This is a genomic window from Streptomyces sp. NPDC041205 (assembly GCF_055591765.1).
In genome coordinates, this window is the sequence record NZ_JBVIZH010000002.1 from 1,454,486 (window position 1) to 1,469,139 (window position 14,654).

At 73.6% G+C, this 14,654-nt stretch carries 14 protein-coding genes and 1 pseudogene; 4 read left to right on the forward strand and 11 right to left on the reverse strand.

Annotated elements, in window-relative coordinates:
* Positions 1–279: 279 nt before the first annotated feature.
* From ACZ6BG_RS13570 to ACZ6BG_RS13595, 6 genes are read right to left on the reverse strand one after another with little or no spacing between them, the layout of a single operon-like run.
* Positions 280–1,095, reverse strand: coding sequence for an ABC transporter ATP-binding protein (locus ACZ6BG_RS13570; RefSeq protein ID WP_468999984.1), 816 nt, complete (start codon positions 1,093–1,095; stop codon positions 280–282).
* Positions 1,092–2,207 carry an ABC transporter ATP-binding protein gene (locus ACZ6BG_RS13575; RefSeq protein ID WP_469000292.1) on the reverse strand — a complete coding sequence of 372 codons (1,116 nt, stop codon included), beginning with the start codon at positions 2,205–2,207 and terminating at the stop codon, positions 1,092–1,094. The genes ACZ6BG_RS13570 and ACZ6BG_RS13575 overlap by 4 nt, the downstream gene beginning before the upstream one ends.
* A gap of 50 nt (positions 2,208–2,257) precedes the next feature.
* Positions 2,258–3,112, reverse strand: coding sequence for an ABC transporter permease (locus tag ACZ6BG_RS13580; protein ID WP_468999985.1), 855 nt, complete (start codon positions 3,110–3,112; stop codon positions 2,258–2,260).
* On the reverse strand, positions 3,109–4,068 hold the full coding sequence (locus ACZ6BG_RS13585; RefSeq protein ID WP_380854383.1) for an ABC transporter permease: 960 nt from the start codon (positions 4,066–4,068) through the stop codon (positions 3,109–3,111). Before ACZ6BG_RS13585 ends, ACZ6BG_RS13580 begins: the two co-directional genes overlap by 4 nt.
* Before the next feature lie 5 nt (positions 4,069–4,073).
* Positions 4,074–5,723 carry an ABC transporter substrate-binding protein gene (locus tag ACZ6BG_RS13590; RefSeq protein ID WP_469000296.1) on the reverse strand — a complete coding sequence of 550 codons (1,650 nt, stop codon included), beginning with the start codon at positions 5,721–5,723 and terminating at the stop codon, positions 4,074–4,076.
* Between the two features lie 50 nt (positions 5,724–5,773).
* The gene (locus ACZ6BG_RS13595; RefSeq protein WP_468999986.1) at positions 5,774–6,994 is read right to left on the reverse strand and encodes a C45 family autoproteolytic acyltransferase/hydolase; all 1,221 of its coding nucleotides are present in this window, start codon (positions 6,992–6,994) and stop codon (positions 5,774–5,776) included.
* Positions 6,995–7,118: 124 nt separating this feature from the next.
* Here ACZ6BG_RS13595 and ACZ6BG_RS13600 point away from each other — a divergent pair, with 124 nt between their 5' ends.
* A complete protein-coding gene (locus ACZ6BG_RS13600; protein ID WP_468999987.1) occupies positions 7,119–8,093 on the forward strand; it encodes a MurR/RpiR family transcriptional regulator in 975 nt (324 codons plus the stop codon).
* Positions 8,094–8,219: 126 nt separating this feature from the next.
* Here the strand turns inward: ACZ6BG_RS13600 and ACZ6BG_RS13605 are convergent, their stop codons facing one another.
* On the reverse strand, positions 8,220–8,825 hold the full coding sequence (locus ACZ6BG_RS13605; RefSeq protein ID WP_468999988.1) for a helix-turn-helix domain-containing protein: 606 nt from the start codon (positions 8,823–8,825) through the stop codon (positions 8,220–8,222).
* 176 nt (positions 8,826–9,001) lie between these two features.
* Between ACZ6BG_RS13605 and ACZ6BG_RS13610 the strand changes: the two are divergent.
* Positions 9,002–9,736, forward strand: a pseudogene (locus ACZ6BG_RS13610) (AzlC family ABC transporter permease); the annotation flags it as partial.
* 149 nt (positions 9,737–9,885) lie between these two features.
* Entirely contained in the window at positions 9,886–10,200 is a 315-nt protein-coding gene (locus ACZ6BG_RS13615; RefSeq protein WP_468999989.1) for an AzlD domain-containing protein, read from the forward strand.
* Positions 10,201–10,242: 42 nt separating this feature from the next.
* Here the strand turns inward: ACZ6BG_RS13615 and ACZ6BG_RS13620 are convergent, their stop codons facing one another.
* Both ACZ6BG_RS13620 and ACZ6BG_RS13625 read right to left on the reverse strand, forming a co-directional pair.
* Positions 10,243–10,668, reverse strand: coding sequence for a tautomerase family protein (locus ACZ6BG_RS13620; RefSeq protein WP_468999991.1), 426 nt, complete (start codon positions 10,666–10,668; stop codon positions 10,243–10,245).
* A 76-nt stretch (positions 10,669–10,744) separates the two neighbouring features.
* Complete coding sequence (locus ACZ6BG_RS13625) at positions 10,745–11,443, reverse strand: SDR family oxidoreductase (RefSeq protein ID WP_468999992.1); 699 nt, start codon at positions 11,441–11,443, stop codon at positions 10,745–10,747.
* Positions 11,444–11,529: 86 nt separating this feature from the next.
* Here ACZ6BG_RS13625 and ACZ6BG_RS13630 point away from each other — a divergent pair, with 86 nt between their 5' ends.
* Positions 11,530–12,114, forward strand: coding sequence for a winged helix-turn-helix transcriptional regulator (locus tag ACZ6BG_RS13630; RefSeq protein WP_468999993.1), 585 nt, complete (start codon positions 11,530–11,532; stop codon positions 12,112–12,114).
* Here the strand turns inward: ACZ6BG_RS13630 and ACZ6BG_RS13635 are convergent.
* Positions 12,111–13,970, reverse strand: a complete 1,860-nt coding sequence (locus ACZ6BG_RS13635) for an AMP-dependent synthetase/ligase (protein ID WP_468999994.1) — start codon at positions 13,968–13,970, stop codon at positions 12,111–12,113. The two genes, ACZ6BG_RS13630 and ACZ6BG_RS13635, sit on opposite strands and share 4 nt — an antisense overlap.
* 94 nt (positions 13,971–14,064) lie before the next feature.
* A complete protein-coding gene (locus ACZ6BG_RS13640) occupies positions 14,065–14,646 on the reverse strand; it encodes an HD domain-containing protein (protein ID WP_468480334.1) in 582 nt (193 codons plus the stop codon).
* Positions 14,647–14,654 lie beyond the last annotated feature (8 nt).

Below are 14,654 nucleotides of genomic sequence, written 5' to 3' on the forward strand. Positions count from 1 at the left end.
AGGGAGGCTTGATCCGGACGGAAGCAGTACCCAAGGAGCCCTGCGCTCCCACGTTCGTGGGAGCAGCGGGGCTCCTGCCTTTTCTGGCGGGGGCGCCGTGCTGGGCGTGGATCGGCCTTCGGCCTCGTCCTCAAGCGCCGGACAGGCTGAGATGTCCCTGGTTGCGCTGGGACGCCGCCCGTCCGACGGGGGATCTTTCAGCCCGTCCGGCGTTTGAGGACGAGGCCGAAGGCCGATCGGGGGTGAGGTGCCCCGCCCGCGCGGGGCGTGCTGCCAGGGCTATGTCGGGTCCAGGGACGCGCGGGCGCGAGCCGCGGTGGTCGGGTCCCAGCCTTCGGTGGGTACGGAGGCCAGGAGGAGGCGGGTGTACGGGTCCTCGGGAGACGAGAGGACCCGGGGTGTCGGTCCCCGTTCCACCACCTTGCCCCGGCGCATCACCAGGACCTCGTCCGTCACGTGCCGCACCACCGCCAGGTCATGGCTCACGAACACCAGCGCCACCCCCGTCTCCGCCCTGATCTCCGCCAGGAGCTGGAGGATCTGGGCCTGGATCGACACGTCGAGCGCCGCCACCGCCTCGTCCAGGACGAGGATCCTGGGGTCCACCGCAAGGGCCCGCGCGATGGCCAGGCGCTGGCGCTGACCGCCCGACAGGTCCCTCGGGCGGGCGTCCGCCTCCCTCGGGCCGAGGCCCACCCGGTCCAGGAGCTCCGCCGCCTTCGCCTCGCCCCGGTCGTGCAGGCGCAGCGCCGTCCGGAGGCACTGGGTCGCCGTCAGCCGGGGGTCCAGGGAGACGTAGGGGTCCTGGAAGACCATCTGGATCTCCCTCGCCCTGGCCAGGCGGGCCGCCCTGCCCCGCGGGGGGCGGGGCTCCCTCGCCCTGCCCGCCACCGTGATCGTGCCGTGGTCCGGGCGGACCAGGCCCACGAGCATCCTGGCGACCGTCGTCTTGCCGGAGCCGGACTCGCCGACGATACCGAGGGCTCCGCCCGGGGGGACGGTGAAGGTCACATCGGCCGCCGCCCGGTGGGAGCCGCCGCCCGGCAGGGGGTAGGTCTTGCTGAGGCTGTCTGCTTCCAGCAGGTGGGGCTTCATGCGTGGTTCACCTTGTCCGTGTCGGCGCCGTCGGCCTGGGGCTGTGCCCGCCCGTCCCCGAGCTCTCGACTCGGCTCGCTCAGAGGAGACCCCACTCGCCCAGCGGGACGATGGCCCACAGCGCCGGAAGCGGGACCCGGCTCGGCGCTCACGAGGGCGCAGGCCGCAATGCCGCCGTCCGGCAGGTGCACCGGCTCCGGTGTCCAGGTCTCGCAGGTCGGGTGGGACTCGGGGCAGCGGGTGACGAAGGGGCAGCCCGTGAAGGTGTCCGAGAGGGACGGGGGGCGGCCCGGGATGGGGCGGAGGGGCGTGAGGGTGTCGCCCAGGGTCGGGGAGCAGGTGAGGAGACCTTGGGTGTAGGGGTGGGCGGGGGTGGTGAAGAGGGCGGAGGCCGTGCGGGACTCGACGACGCGGCCCGCGTACATGACGTACACGCGGTCGCTGTACGCGGCCGCCAGATGCAGGTCGTGGGTGATGAAGAGGAGCCCGAGGCCGTGCTCGGCGCGCAGGGTGCGCAGCAGGGCGAGGATGTCGGCCTGGGTGGTGACGTCGAGCGCGCTGGTCGCCTCGTCGGCGAGGAGAAGGCGCGGGCGGGCCGCGAGGGCGCCCGCGATGGCGACGCGCTGGAGCATCCCGCCGGACATCTCGTGCGGCCGCTGCCGCACCCGGCGGGCCGGGTCCGGCAGCCCCACGGAGGCGAGCAGTTCGACCGCCTCCGACCTGCTGGCGCCGCGCTCGACCAGGAAGTCCCCGATGCGGCGCACCGGGTTGAGGGCGGCCCGCGGGTCCTGGTGGACCAGGGCGACACCGTCGGCGCGGTGGGCGCGCAGCCGTTCGCCGGTGAGGCCGAGCACTTCGGTGCCGTCGAAGCGTACGGAACCGGAGGCCACCGCCCCGGCGGGGAAGAGCCCGAGTGCGGCCTTCGCCGTCGTCGACTTGCCCGAGCCCGACTCCCCCACCAGGGCGACGACTTCGCCGGGCGCGACGGTCAGGGACACCGAGTCGAGGACAGGCCGGGCGGCGCCGGGCAGCCGCAGGGTCAGGTCCACGACCTCCAGCAGGGCACTGGGCTCCGCCGAGGCGCCGGACTCCACCGTGACGCCGGGTTCCATCGAGGCCTCGGCCACCGGAGCGGACGTACCCCCGGGACGGAATTCGCTCATCACTGCCTCCCCAGACGGTCGGCGGCCCAGACGCCGACGACGTTGAAGCACACGACCACCAGGGCGATGGCCGTGCCGGGCACGAGTGCGGGCAGCATCGCGCCCTGGACGATCGCGGCCTGCCCCTCCTGGACCATCAAGCCCCAGTCGGAGGACGGGGGTTGGGCGCCGAAGCCCAGGTAGGAGAGGGTCGCCAGGGACATCAGGGCCTCGCCGAAGAGGACGACCAGGTAGCCGAGGATCGCGCGGGCGAGGTTCGGGACGACATGGGCGGCGCAGATGCGCGGGCCGCCCATGCCCTGGACGCGGTAGGCGTCGATGTACGGCTTGCGGGCCTCCGAAAGGGCCAGGGAGCGCGTGTACTTGGCGACGGTCGGCGTGAAGGCGAGGCCTAGGGCGAGGACGGAGGTCGTCATGCCCGCGCCGAAGACCGCGATGATCAGGACGGTGAACAGCAGGCCCGGGAAGGCGTACATCACGTCCGTGAGGCGGGAGACGAGGACGTCGACCCAGCCGCCGCGCCACGCGGCGAGCACGCCGAGGGTGACGCCGAGGACCCCGGCGACGGCGAGCAGCGCGAGCGGGGCGATGAGGCTGCTGCGGGCTCCGTACAGGGCCCGGGAGAGCAGGTCCTGGCCGGAGGAGTCGGTGCCGAGGAGGTGGTCGCGGCCGGTGCCGACGAGGGAGGAGGAGAGGTCGATGGTGTCGGGGGCGTACGGCGCGAGGAGGGGGGCGCACACGGCCGCGATGACAACCAGGGCGAGGAGGGTGCCCGCGACGAGGACGCCGACGGGACGGCGTCCGCGTACGGCCGCGAGGGCCGGGGCGGGGGTTTCGGTGAGGATCGCGGTCATCGGGCCGCTCCTTCGACGCGGGGGTCGAGCAGCGGGTGGACGGCGTCCACCAGCGTCGTGACCACGATGTATCCGGTGACCATCAGGAGCAGGACGGCCTGGGCGACGGGGAAGTCATGGGTGTTGATGGCTCCGACGAGCAGCGAGCCGATGCCGCTGAGGCCGAACGCGGTCTCCACGACGACGGTTCCGGCGAGCATGCCCGCCATGACCAGGCCGCACATGGTCACGATGGGGCCGAGCGCGTTGCGCAGGACGTGCCGGCGGACGATGTCCCGCTCGGGGACGCCGGAGGCGCGGGCCGCCTCCACGTGGTCGGAGGCCGCCGCGTCCACCATCGCCTGCCGGGTGACCCGGCTGACGAGGGCGAGCGCGCCGAGCGCCAACGACAGGGCGGGCAGCGTGAGATGGCGGACCGTGTCCAGGAATCCGGACCCGCTCCCGGTCACCGGGAACCAGCCGAGCCGCACCCCGAAGAACGACACCAGCGCGATGGCCGCGACGAACGACGGCACCGACGCGGCCAGCGTCGTCGCGCCCACCACCGCCGAGTCCACCCACGTGGACCGCTTCACGGCGGCGAGGACGCCCGCGCCCACGCCGAGGACGACGAACAGGACCGTGGCGTACAGGACGAGTTGGAGGGTGGTGGGGAAGCGGGCGGCCACCAGGTCGGCGACCTGGTCGCTGTACTTGAAGGAGCGGCCGAGGTCCAGGTGGACGCAGTCCCACAGCCAGCGGCCGTACTGGACGAACAGGGGCTCGTCCAGGTGGTACTCGGCGCGGACCTGCGCGAGCCGTTCCGGTGTCAGCTTGTCGCGGCCGCCCGCGAGGAACACGGCGGGGTCGCCCGGCGCCGCGTACACGGCGGCGAAGATGACGAAGGAGGCGGCGAGGAGCGTCGCGAGCACGCCGGTGACGCGGCGGCCGACGCGGAGTGCGAGGCGAAGTGCCATGGGGCTCACCCGGCCTTTCGCGGGCCGAGCTGGGCGGCCCACGGGTAGTAGAGGTACGCCTGGGACGCGGGCGGTCCGGTCAGCTCGTCGCTGAGGACGAGCGCGGTCGGCACCTGCGCCACGGGGATCCAGACGGCCGCGTTCACGAACCGCCGCTGGATGTCGGTGGTGAGCCGGGCCCGGCGCTCGTCGTCGAGCGTGCCGAGGGCGCGGCGCGTCAGACGGTCGTACGTGGCGTCCTTGAAGCCGACCCAGTTGTTGGAGGAGTCGGACAGGCCGTTGTCGTAGAAGCCCATGGGGTCGGACTTGGAGATGTACCAGTCGCCGACGAGGGCGTCGATGTCGGCGCGGGCGCCGGGGTCGCTGTAGAACTCCTCGAACTGGGCCGGCGGGACCGTCTTGATCTGTGCCTTCAGGCCGATGCGCTGGAGGGCGGCGCGGGTGGCGTTGGCGACGACCGTGCGGCCCTGGCTGCTGTCGGTGCCGATGACGATCGGGTCGTCCGGGGCGCCCGCCTCCTTGACCAGCTTCCGGGCCTCGGCGATGTCGTCGGAGGAGGGCGAGACCGGCGCGACCGCCGTCAGCTTCCGCTGGGCGGCCGCGAAGTGCCGCTTCTCGTACCCCCAGGCGCCCGCCCCGACCGGCGACGCCCACGGCTGCACGAGCCCGCCGTACCCGGAGTTGGCGATGCCCTCGCGGTCCAGGGCGAGGGACAGGGCGCGCCGGATCGCCGGGTCCTTGAGGCCGCCGCGGGCGGTCGGGATGAGGACGAGGGAGGCGGTGGAAGGGCCGTAGTACTGCTTGAGGCCCTTGGTGGTGCGCAGGGCGGCGGCGGTGTTGGGCGACTCGGCGTACGTGCCGTCGGCGGCGCCCGTCTTCAGGGCGTTCACGAGGGCGCTGTCGGAGGCCCAGCGGAAGTCGACACGGCGGGTCAGCGGCTGCTTGCCCCAATACCCTTCGTACGCCTCGATGGTGAGCGAGTCGCCGGACTTCCAGCTCTTCAGGCGGTACGGACCCGAGCAGGCGTCGCCGTGGCCCGGGGTGCCGAACTCCTTGCCCGCAGCCCGCACTTGGCGGGGGTTCCAGACGATCCCAGCGTCCCCGGCGAGCGCCTTGGTGAACAGGGCGTCGGGCTCCTTGAAGCGGACGGTGATCTCGCGCGGCCCGGTCTTCTTCATCGCCAGGACGTTGCCGAACTCGTCGGCCTGTTCCATGTCCGGGTCGGCGTGCCGCTTCAGGCTCCACAGCACGTCGGCGGCGGTGAGCTTCGAGCCGTCGTGGAAGGTGACGCCGTCGCGGACGGTCAGGACGAGGGTGCGGTCGTCGGGCGTGCGGGCCTTCTCGGCGAGGAACGGCTTGACGCTCATGTCGGGCTGGAGCTGGTAGAGCCGCTCGCAGACGTTGGTGAGGACGACGCGGCCCGCGCTGGTGCCCTGGGTGTCGAGGTCGAGCGAGTCGGGCTCGTCCTCCAGGAGCCAGTCGGCGCGGTCGAGCTGGCCGCGGGCGGGCGGGGTGGTCGGGGACAGCTTGAGCTTCGCGGCGTCGGCGGGCTTGCCGCCGAGGGCGGAGGTGTCGGCTCCGGCGCAGCCCGCGGCGCCGAGCAGGGCCAGGGCGGCGAGCCCGGCGCCGACGGCGCGCGGGCGCGGGGGCCGCATCGGGCGCGGGGGCCGCATCCGGCGCGAGGGCCGCTGCGGGCGCTTCGTGGTCATCTGGCTTCTCCGTACGGGCCGTCGTAGAGGTTCCACGGAAGGTGCTGGTAGTCGCGGTCGCAGGGGGTGCCCGCGGTGACGCGGTAGTCGCCGGTCGTCAGGTCCACGCAGGAGGAGACGAGGGTGGCCCAGTGCTTGAGGGGCGGGCGGCGCGGGTCGGGGTGGGTGCACAGCGACTCGGGGTGGCCCAGGTGGTCGGACATGGCCTGCTTGATGATCTTCAGGGACTCGTCGGGTCCGGTGGCGGCGCGCAGGGCGCGCAGGCCCTGCTCCGCGCGCGGGACGCGGATCAGCGAGTCCGGGGACATCGGTCGGTACTCGGCGGCGAGGGCGGCGGGGACACCGGCCTGGTAGTGGTTGCCGTGCACGAGGAGTCCGTCGGTCGGATACATCCAGCCGTGCCCGGCGGGCGTCGTCTCCAGGTCGATGGCGAAGCCTTCGCGGCAGGTCAGGAGGGCGTTCGAGGCGATGTGGGCGCGGGCGCGGCAGAGCACGTCGACGGCGTCGGTGATGGCGTGCTGGTCCAGGACGCGACGGCGTACGACGGTCTGCGGCAGGCCGACCGCGTCACTGAAGCGGCCGCCGAGGCCGTTGGCGTTGAGCGCGATCCCGGCGGAGTTGGCGCCCTGCCGGCCGATCTGGCCGGCCTCCACCTGCATGATCAGGGTGGGCTTCGGGGGCTGGACGATCCTCAGCATCACGACGGTGTCGGCGACTCCGGCGCGCCAGTCCCAGTTCTGCCCGGCGTAGACGTGGCCGTCGCCGCTGGCCTCGCCGTAGGCGGCGAAGGATGTGCAGCCGTCGGGGACTTCGGCGGCTTCGGCGGCGGCCTGTGGCGCGGCGCTGCCGACCATGTCCTTGAACGAGCGGTCGTAGATCACCTCGCCGCGGGCGTTCAGGGCGAGGACGTCGAGGAGGCCGACGCCCGCGCCCTCGGCGATCCCGGCCATCTCCTCGGCCAGGTCCGGCGCGTACTCCCGCACGGGCCGCAGCCAGCGGGCGGCCCGTGCCGTCACCTGGTCCCAGGTCAGCCCGGCCGACTGGCCGAACGCGGCCTCGTAGTACGCGAGCGCCGCGTGCAGCTGGGGGCGGACCGCCTCGCCGTACTGGCGGCCGCGGGCGGTGGGGGTGCCGGCGATCTCGACGACCGGGAGCGTTCTGGACGGGTCGGCCACGAGCGGGTCGGTCGGGCCTGCGGGGGCGGTGCGCGGTGCCATGCTTCTCCTCGCGACGGAGAGGTCCCCGGGACCGCCGTCCTGTAACGTCGGTTACGGAACTCTCTCTCCTTGGAATGCGTTGTCCAGGAGAGTAACGGGCATCACACGGGAGTCAATAGCTGTAATGAAGATTTCAGGGATGCCGGAGGGCGAGGACGGCGGCGCGGGCGGCGGGAGCGGCGCGGCAGGGGCGGGCGAGGCAGGGCCCGGCGGGGACGGCGGCGCGGGCGGCCTGGCCCGGCTGCGGGCCGCCGTGCGGGATCAGTGGGAGACGCTGTCCGCGTCGGAGCGCGCGGTGGCGCAGTATCTGGCGGGGGCGCCCGCCGAGTCCCTGCTCTTCGCGTCCGCGCAGGAGCTGGGCTCGGCCAGCGGGACGAGCAACGCCACGGTCGTCCGCGCCCTCCAGCGCCTGGGGTACGCGGGCCTGCCCGCGCTCAAGCGCGACCTCACCGCGGACTTCACCTCCAGCGTCGCCCCGGAGGTGCGCCTCGCCCAGCGCATCGCGCACGTCGGGCGGGACCTCGGCGGCATCTGGGACGAGGTGTTCGACGAGGCGCAGGAGCGCATCGAGCACGCCCGCCGCCTCACCCCGGACGAGGCGCTGCGCACGGCGGTCGGGGTGCTCGCCGAGGCGGGCGAGATCCACTGCTTCGGGGTCGCCGCGTCCGAACTGGCCGCGCGGCACCTGGCGTTGGCGCTCGGCCGCATCGGGCGGCGGGCCCGGCATGTGGGGGCGACCGGGTTCGCGCTCGCCGACGACCTGCTCGCGCTGCGGCGGGGGGACGCGGTGGTGATCTTCCAGCCGGGCAGGGCGCTTCCCGAGCTGGACGTCCTGATCGACCGGGCTCGGGCGGTCGGGGCCCGGATCGTGCTGGTGACGGACGAGTTGGCGGAGGTGTTCGGGGGGCGGGTGGACGCGGTCCTGACGGCGCCGCACACGCCCACCGGCATAACGACCGAGGCGCTCACGGCTCTCGTGGTCGCGGACGTGCTGTTGCTGGCGCTGACGACGCTGGACGAGGCGCGGGCCGTGGACACGTCACATCAACTCACCGCGCTGCGGGAGCAGTTGCTGGGGCACAAGCGGCGCAGGGGCTGAGCGCGGGCGCGGGACGCGCCCGCGGGGCGCAGGCGCGGGGCCCGGCCGCGCGCTGGACGCGTCCACGGGACGAAGGCACCGGACGCACTCGCGGGACGCAGGCCCCGGGCACCCCGGCCGGACGCCTCACACGTGCTGCATCACCAGCACGAACGTCGTGCCGGGCACCAGCGCCTCGTACGCGTGCGGGACGTCGCCCCGGTACGACATGTAGTCACCGGGGCCCAGCTCCACCCGCTCGCCGGACGGGCCCGCGAGCACCCGGCCCGTGCTGACGATCAGATGCTCCACCGAGCCGGGGATGTGCGGCTCGGACTCGCGCACGGAGCCGGGCTCCATGGCGCCGTGATAGATGTCGCGCCGCACGCCGGACGGGCCCGCCGAAAGGAGCGTGCCCGCATACGAGGCCTCCTCGGCCCGTATCGTCGGGCCCTCGCCCGCGCGGATCACCGTCACGGCGGGGCCCGGCGACTCGACGAGCACGCTGAACGGCACGCCGAGGGCGACGGCGAGCGCCCAGACCGTCTCGATGCCCGGGTTCCCCGTCGCCGCCTCCAGTTGGGACAGCGTGGACTTGGCGATTCCGGCGCGTTTGGCCAGCTCGGAGAGGGAGAGTCCGGCGCGGGTGCGCTCCCGGCGCAGGGACGCGGCGATCCACTCGCGGGGCAGGCCCGCGGGCGGGCGCGCGCCGCCCGGCCGGGGGTCCCTGGCGCCGTCGCCGAGGTCGGTCATGCGCTGCACACTCCCTGAGCTGCCGGTCTGAGCTGCCGGTCCGGACTCCCGGCCCGGACTCCCGATACGGGCTTCCGATACGGGCTTCCGATACGGGCTTCCGATCGATTCGTTCGGCACAGGGTACCAATCGTTCGACTTGACGAACGCCTCGCCGTCTGCACATGCTACGCGGCATGCGTTCGCCACACCGAACGGATGACCCCTCAGAGCGAACGACGGGGTTCGTCCGCCTCTCCGACCTGCCCCCGGGCGTCCTGCGCGACATCGCGCTCGTCTGGGCCGCCGACGTCGTCGTCGGCATCTCCTTCGGCGCGATCGCCGTCGCGGACGGCCTGCCGCTCTGGGTGCCGGTCACCATGTCCCTGCTCGTGTACGCGGGCTCCGCCCAGTTCAGCGCCGTCGCCGTACTGGCGGGTGGCGGCGGCGCCGCGGCCGCGGCGGCCACCGGGCTGCTGCTCAACTCCCGTACGGCGGCCTTCAGCCTGGCCGTCGCCGACAGCCTGGGCCGCTCCTGGGCGGCCCGCCTCGTGGGCGCGCACCTGATCACCGACGAGACGGCGGCATTCGTCCTCGCCCAGCCGGACCGCGGAAGCCGCAAGGCCGCGTTCTGGATATCGGGGCTCGGCCTGTTCGCCGTGTGGAACGTGAGCGTGCTCGCGGGCGCGCTCGCCGGGTCGGCGCTCGGCGACACCGGGCGGTTCGGGCTCGACGCGGCGTTCCCCGCGGTGCTGCTCGCGCTGGTCATGCCCGCGGTGCGGGACAGCGGGAACGCGCGCAGGGCCGGGGCGCTCGGCGCGGTGATCGCGGTGACGGCGACTCCGGTCCTGCCCGCCGGGGCGCCGGTGCTGCTCGCGCTGGTCGGGCTGGTGGCGATGCGGCGACGGCCGGGCAAGGCGACGACTACCGCGGCCGCGGCGCCGGAGACGGCCGCGCCTCCGGCCCAGGCCCAGGCCCAGGATCCAGATCGGGCCCAGACCCAGGCCAAGACCCAGGCCAAGACCCAGGCCCCCGAAGATCCCACCCCCGAGCCCGCCCCCGCCTCCCCGGGAACCCCCTCATGAACGCCTACCTCGCCTGCGTCCTCGCCCTCGCCGCCGGAACCTACGCCTTCCGCCTGGCCGGACCCCTCCTGCACGGCCGCGTCGAACTTCCCGCCCGCGTACAGGAGTTGCTGACCGTGGGCGCGACCGTGCTGCTCGTCGCGCTGCTCGCCACCGGTGCGCTCACCGAGGGGCAGGACTTCGCGGGCTGGGCGCGTCCGCTGGGGGTGCTGGTCGGGGGCGTACTTGCGTGGCGGCGCGCGCCGTTCGCGCTGGTCGTGATGGGTGCGGCGGGGGCGACGGCCTTGCTGCGGCTGGTGGGGCTGTCCTAGGACCCCGCCAGGGACGACGTGCGACAGCAGCCCCCCACCCGATCAGTACGCGGACGCCGAATTCAGCTCCGCCCACTTCTTCTCTGCGTCGGAGCCCCCCGGGGGCGGCACGATTCCGTTGATCATCCAGAGGTCCTCGCTGGTCTCGTCGGCGTGGAACTCCCAGTGCAGTCCCGGGTGCCGTTCGAGGTGCGGCTGGAGCATGCCCCTGATCCACTGGGCGGTACGGCGGCGGGCCTCCTGGTCGGGGTTGCGCCGGGCGATGTGGTCGATGGTGACGCGGACCCCGGCCGGGGCGGGCTCCCCGCCGACGTAGAAGTCCTCGGGCCGGGTCTCGTGGAACAGCGTGACGACGTAGAACCGGGGCAGTCCGACCGCTTCGTAGTGGTCGGCGACGCGGGCGGCGAGCTGGTGCTTCTCGTCGTCGGTGAAGGTTCCGGGGGTGTGGTGAATGGTCCACAGGGGCATGGCGGTTCGGCACTCCTCGCGTACGGGAACGGGACGGCAAGACGGCAAGACGCCAGAACGGCAGGACGTCAGGACGTCAGGCGGCCGAGAAGGTCAGGTGCTCCACAGGACCGGAGAGCGCCGCTTTGACCGTGACGGTGACGTCGTCGGCGAGCACCTCCGCGCGCCCCGCCTCCAGGCCGTCGACGATCCGCGCGGCGATCTCGGCGGGCGAGGCCTTCGGCCGTTCGACGGCGGAGACCATCTCGGTGTCGATGAATCCGGCGTGCACGCCCACGACCTGGGTGTGCTGGGCCGCCAGTTCGACCCGGAGCGAGTTCGTGACCGACCACGCCGCGGCCTTGGACGCTCCGTAGGCGCCGCTTCCGGCCAGCCAGGACAGCACCGAGTGCATGTTGACGAGCGCGCCCCCGCCGTTGACGGCGAGGATCGGCGCGAACGCCCGCGCCACCCGCAGCGGCCCGAAGACGTTGACGTCGAAGGTCCTCGTGGCGTTCTCGATGTCGCCCGTCAGCAGCGCGGCCGGCAGCAGGACCCCGGCGTTGTTGAACACGATCTCGGCGTCGGCGGCGACTTCCGCGAGGGCGGCGACCGACTCCGCGGAGCGGACCTCCAGTTCGGCGGTCACCACCTCCGGGCGGTCGTCGACGTACGCCGAGCGCGCGGTGGAGTACACCTTTCGCGCCCCGCGCGCCAGCAGTTCGTCCACCAGTGCCGCCCCGAGCCCACGTCGGCCGCCGGTGACCACAGCCACCTTGCCCGCTACTGCAACCACAGCATCCTCCACCTGACTAACGATGTCGTTAGTGAGATGCAAGCACGCACCCCTGGATAACGCAAGCGTTAGTTACAATGGGGCGCATGGCGATGGAGTTCGAGGAGCGGCTGCGCGACCGGGACGCCTGGTCGATCGGCGACGGGTGTTCGGCGGAGCGGGTGCTCGGCCTGCTGAGCACCCGGACGGTGTTCCTGGCGGTCCGCGAGTGCTTCTACGGCACCACCAGGTTCGAGGACTTCGTGGCGCGGATCGGGACCTCCGCCCCGGCGGTGTCGCGGGCGCTCAAGCAGCTGGAGTCCGCGCAGGTCGTCGCGCGCGTCCCCTATCGGGAGCCGGGCAGGCGGGCCCGCGACGAGTACCGCCTGACCGAGGCCGGCGAGGACCTGCTGCCGGTGTTCCTGTCGCTGATGCAGTGGGGCGACAAGCATCTGCAGGACGGCCGCCCGCCCCTGGAGTTCGTCGAGACCGACACCGGCCGAGCGATGGGGGTACGCGTGACCGCCGAGCCCGTCCCGGAGACGACGTCGGACAACATCGAGATCCGGCTGAACCCGGCCCTGCGGCGCGGCCGGGGCGCGCCCGACGGGCCCCCGCCGAACACGCCACCGAGCACGCCGTCGAACCGACCGTCGGACCGGCCGTCGGACACGCCCCCGGACCGGCCCTAGGCGTTCCGACCCTCCTCGTACAACCTCTCCACCACCGCCCCGTACCGCTCCACCACCGCCCGCCGCCGCACCTTCAGGCTCGGTGTCAGGAGCCCGTCCGTCACGGAGAAGTCCTCCTCCAGGACGGCGAAGGCGCGGATCCTCGCCGGGCGCGACACCCGGGCGTTGGCCGCGTCGACCGCCTCCTGGACGAGGGCGCGGACCCGCGGGTCGGCCGACACCGGCTCGGTGAGGGTCAGGCCCGACCGGGACGCCCAGCCCGTGACCTCCTCGGCGTCGAGGGTGATCAGGGCGACAGGGTGGGGCCGCCGGTCGCCCACCATCACCGCGCGGGAGACGAACCGGGATGCCTGGATGGCGAGTTCGGTGAGGGACGGGGTGAGGTTCTTGCCCGCCGAGGTGATGATGAGGTCCTTCTTGCGGCCGGTGATGCGCAGATAGCCGTCCTCGTCGAGGGCGCCCAGATCGCCGGTGTGCAGCCAGCCGTCGTCGTCGAGGGCGGCGCGGGTGGCGGGCTCGTCGGCGTGGTAGCCGGGGAAGACGTTGGCGCCGCGGGCGAGCACTTCGCCGTCGTCCGCGATGCGCACCTCGCAGCCCGCGATGGGCCGCCCCACGGTGCCGTACCGCACGGCGGCCGGGTGGTTGAGGCTGATGACGCCGCCGGACTCGGTCATCCCGTACCCCTCGAAGACCCGGATGCCGCAGGCCCGCAGGAAGTCCAGGACGTGCGGGGCGATCGGCGCGCCGCCGGTCAGCGCCCACCGCACGCGCCCGCCGAGGGCCTGCCTGACCGGCCCGTACAGGGTCTTGTCGGCGGCCTCGTGCGCGTCGCGCAGTTCGTCGGGCAGGGCCCCTTCGGCCGCGAGTACGCCGATCCGCACCGCCTCCTCGAAGCGCTCGCGCCCGCCCTCCTGCGACTCGGCGAGCGACAGCACCACCGAGTGGATCTTCTCGAACAGGCGCGGTACGGACGGCAGATGGGTCGGCCGCGCCTCGGCGAGCTCGGCGACGACGTCCTCGACGCGGCCGCCGAAGTACACGAGCGTGCCGCCCTCGATGAGGGTGGTGAACTCGATGAGCTGCGCGAGGAGATGGGCGAGGGGGAGGTAGAGGTACGTGGCGTCGCCCGGGCCGCCCTCGATGAGCGGCAGGGAGGCGTCCTGCACGGCGCCGATGTTGCCGTGGGTGAGGACGCAGCCCTTGGGGGGTCCGGTGGTGCCGGAGGTGTAGATGATGGTGGCGGGGTCGCCGGGGGTGCGGGCTTCGGCCCGCTCCAGGAGGGCGGCCCCGGACTCGGCGTCGGCGGTCGCCCCGGCGCCCACGGCCGCCCCGGACCCCACGGTCGCCCCGGACCCGACGGCCGCCCCGGGCCCGCCGCCGCCGGTCACTCCGGCCCCCGCATACGCCTCCGCCCCCGTCATCACCACCACCCGCCGCACCCCCGGCAGCTTCCCCCGCAGCCGCTCCACCTTGGCGGCCTGCGCCGCGTCCTCGCAGAGCACCACAGAGGCCCCGGAGTCACCGAGCACCCAGGCCACTTCGTCGTCGCCCGCCGTCGGATACACGGGCACGACGACGGCGCCCGCCGCGAAGGCGCCGAAGTGGGCGTACGTCCACTCCGCGCGGGTCTCGCCGAGGATGGCGACGCGGTCGCCGGGGGCGACGCCGAGGCGGAGGAGGGCGAGGCCCACATCACGTACGGCGGCGCGCAGCCCCTCGTACGAGACCTCCTGCCAGTCGCCGTCCCGCTTGAACCGCAGCGCGGGCAGCCCGCCGTGGCGGTCGGCCGCCCACTCCGCGAGGACGGACAGGGTCCGGGGACGTTCGGCCTGCGGCGGCGCGGAAGGGGGAGTCATGGCTCGACGCTAGGGAGGACGGGGGGGCGGGCGGGATGACGCGAAACGTCAGCGGGGTTGGCCGGGGTGCTCAGGGGTGTGGGTACTCCCAGGGTCAGCCCTTCTCGCCCATGGCCGCGCGGAGCCAGTCGAGAGGCGTCTGGGCCAGCAGTTCGTCAGCCAGCCGTTGCCCGGACTCCGTGACGATGCGGGCGCGGCTGTTGTCGATCCACCGCTGTGCGCCGGCGTATCCCTGGCCCCTGTACTCCAGGCCCTGGAGCATGCACTCCAGCTTGTCGGCGTCCCGCGCGCAGATGGCCTCGGGCGTCTCCTTCGCCTCGTACTCGGCGACCAGAGCGCGCACAGCGGTACGCAGAACCTCGGGCATCCCGGCCGTCTGGTCGGCGGTCACCGCCTCGGCGTCTCCTGGGGCCGCGTACTTCTTGCCCAGGTGGTTCACATCGCCCGTGCGCGTCTCCTGAGAGTCGTGCCACACCGCCATGTGAGCCGCGCGTGCCGCGTCGGCGCCCTCCAGCGTCGCGATGACGGAGGCGATGACGGACGTGCGCCACGCGTGCTCGGCCACGCTCTCGGGGTCCCGAACGCCTGCCATCCACCAGCCCGTTCGGCGCGCGGACTTCAGCGTGCCCGCCTCCCACAGGAAGTGGGCGACCTCTTTCAGGTCCTGGTCAGCCACGGTGTCCC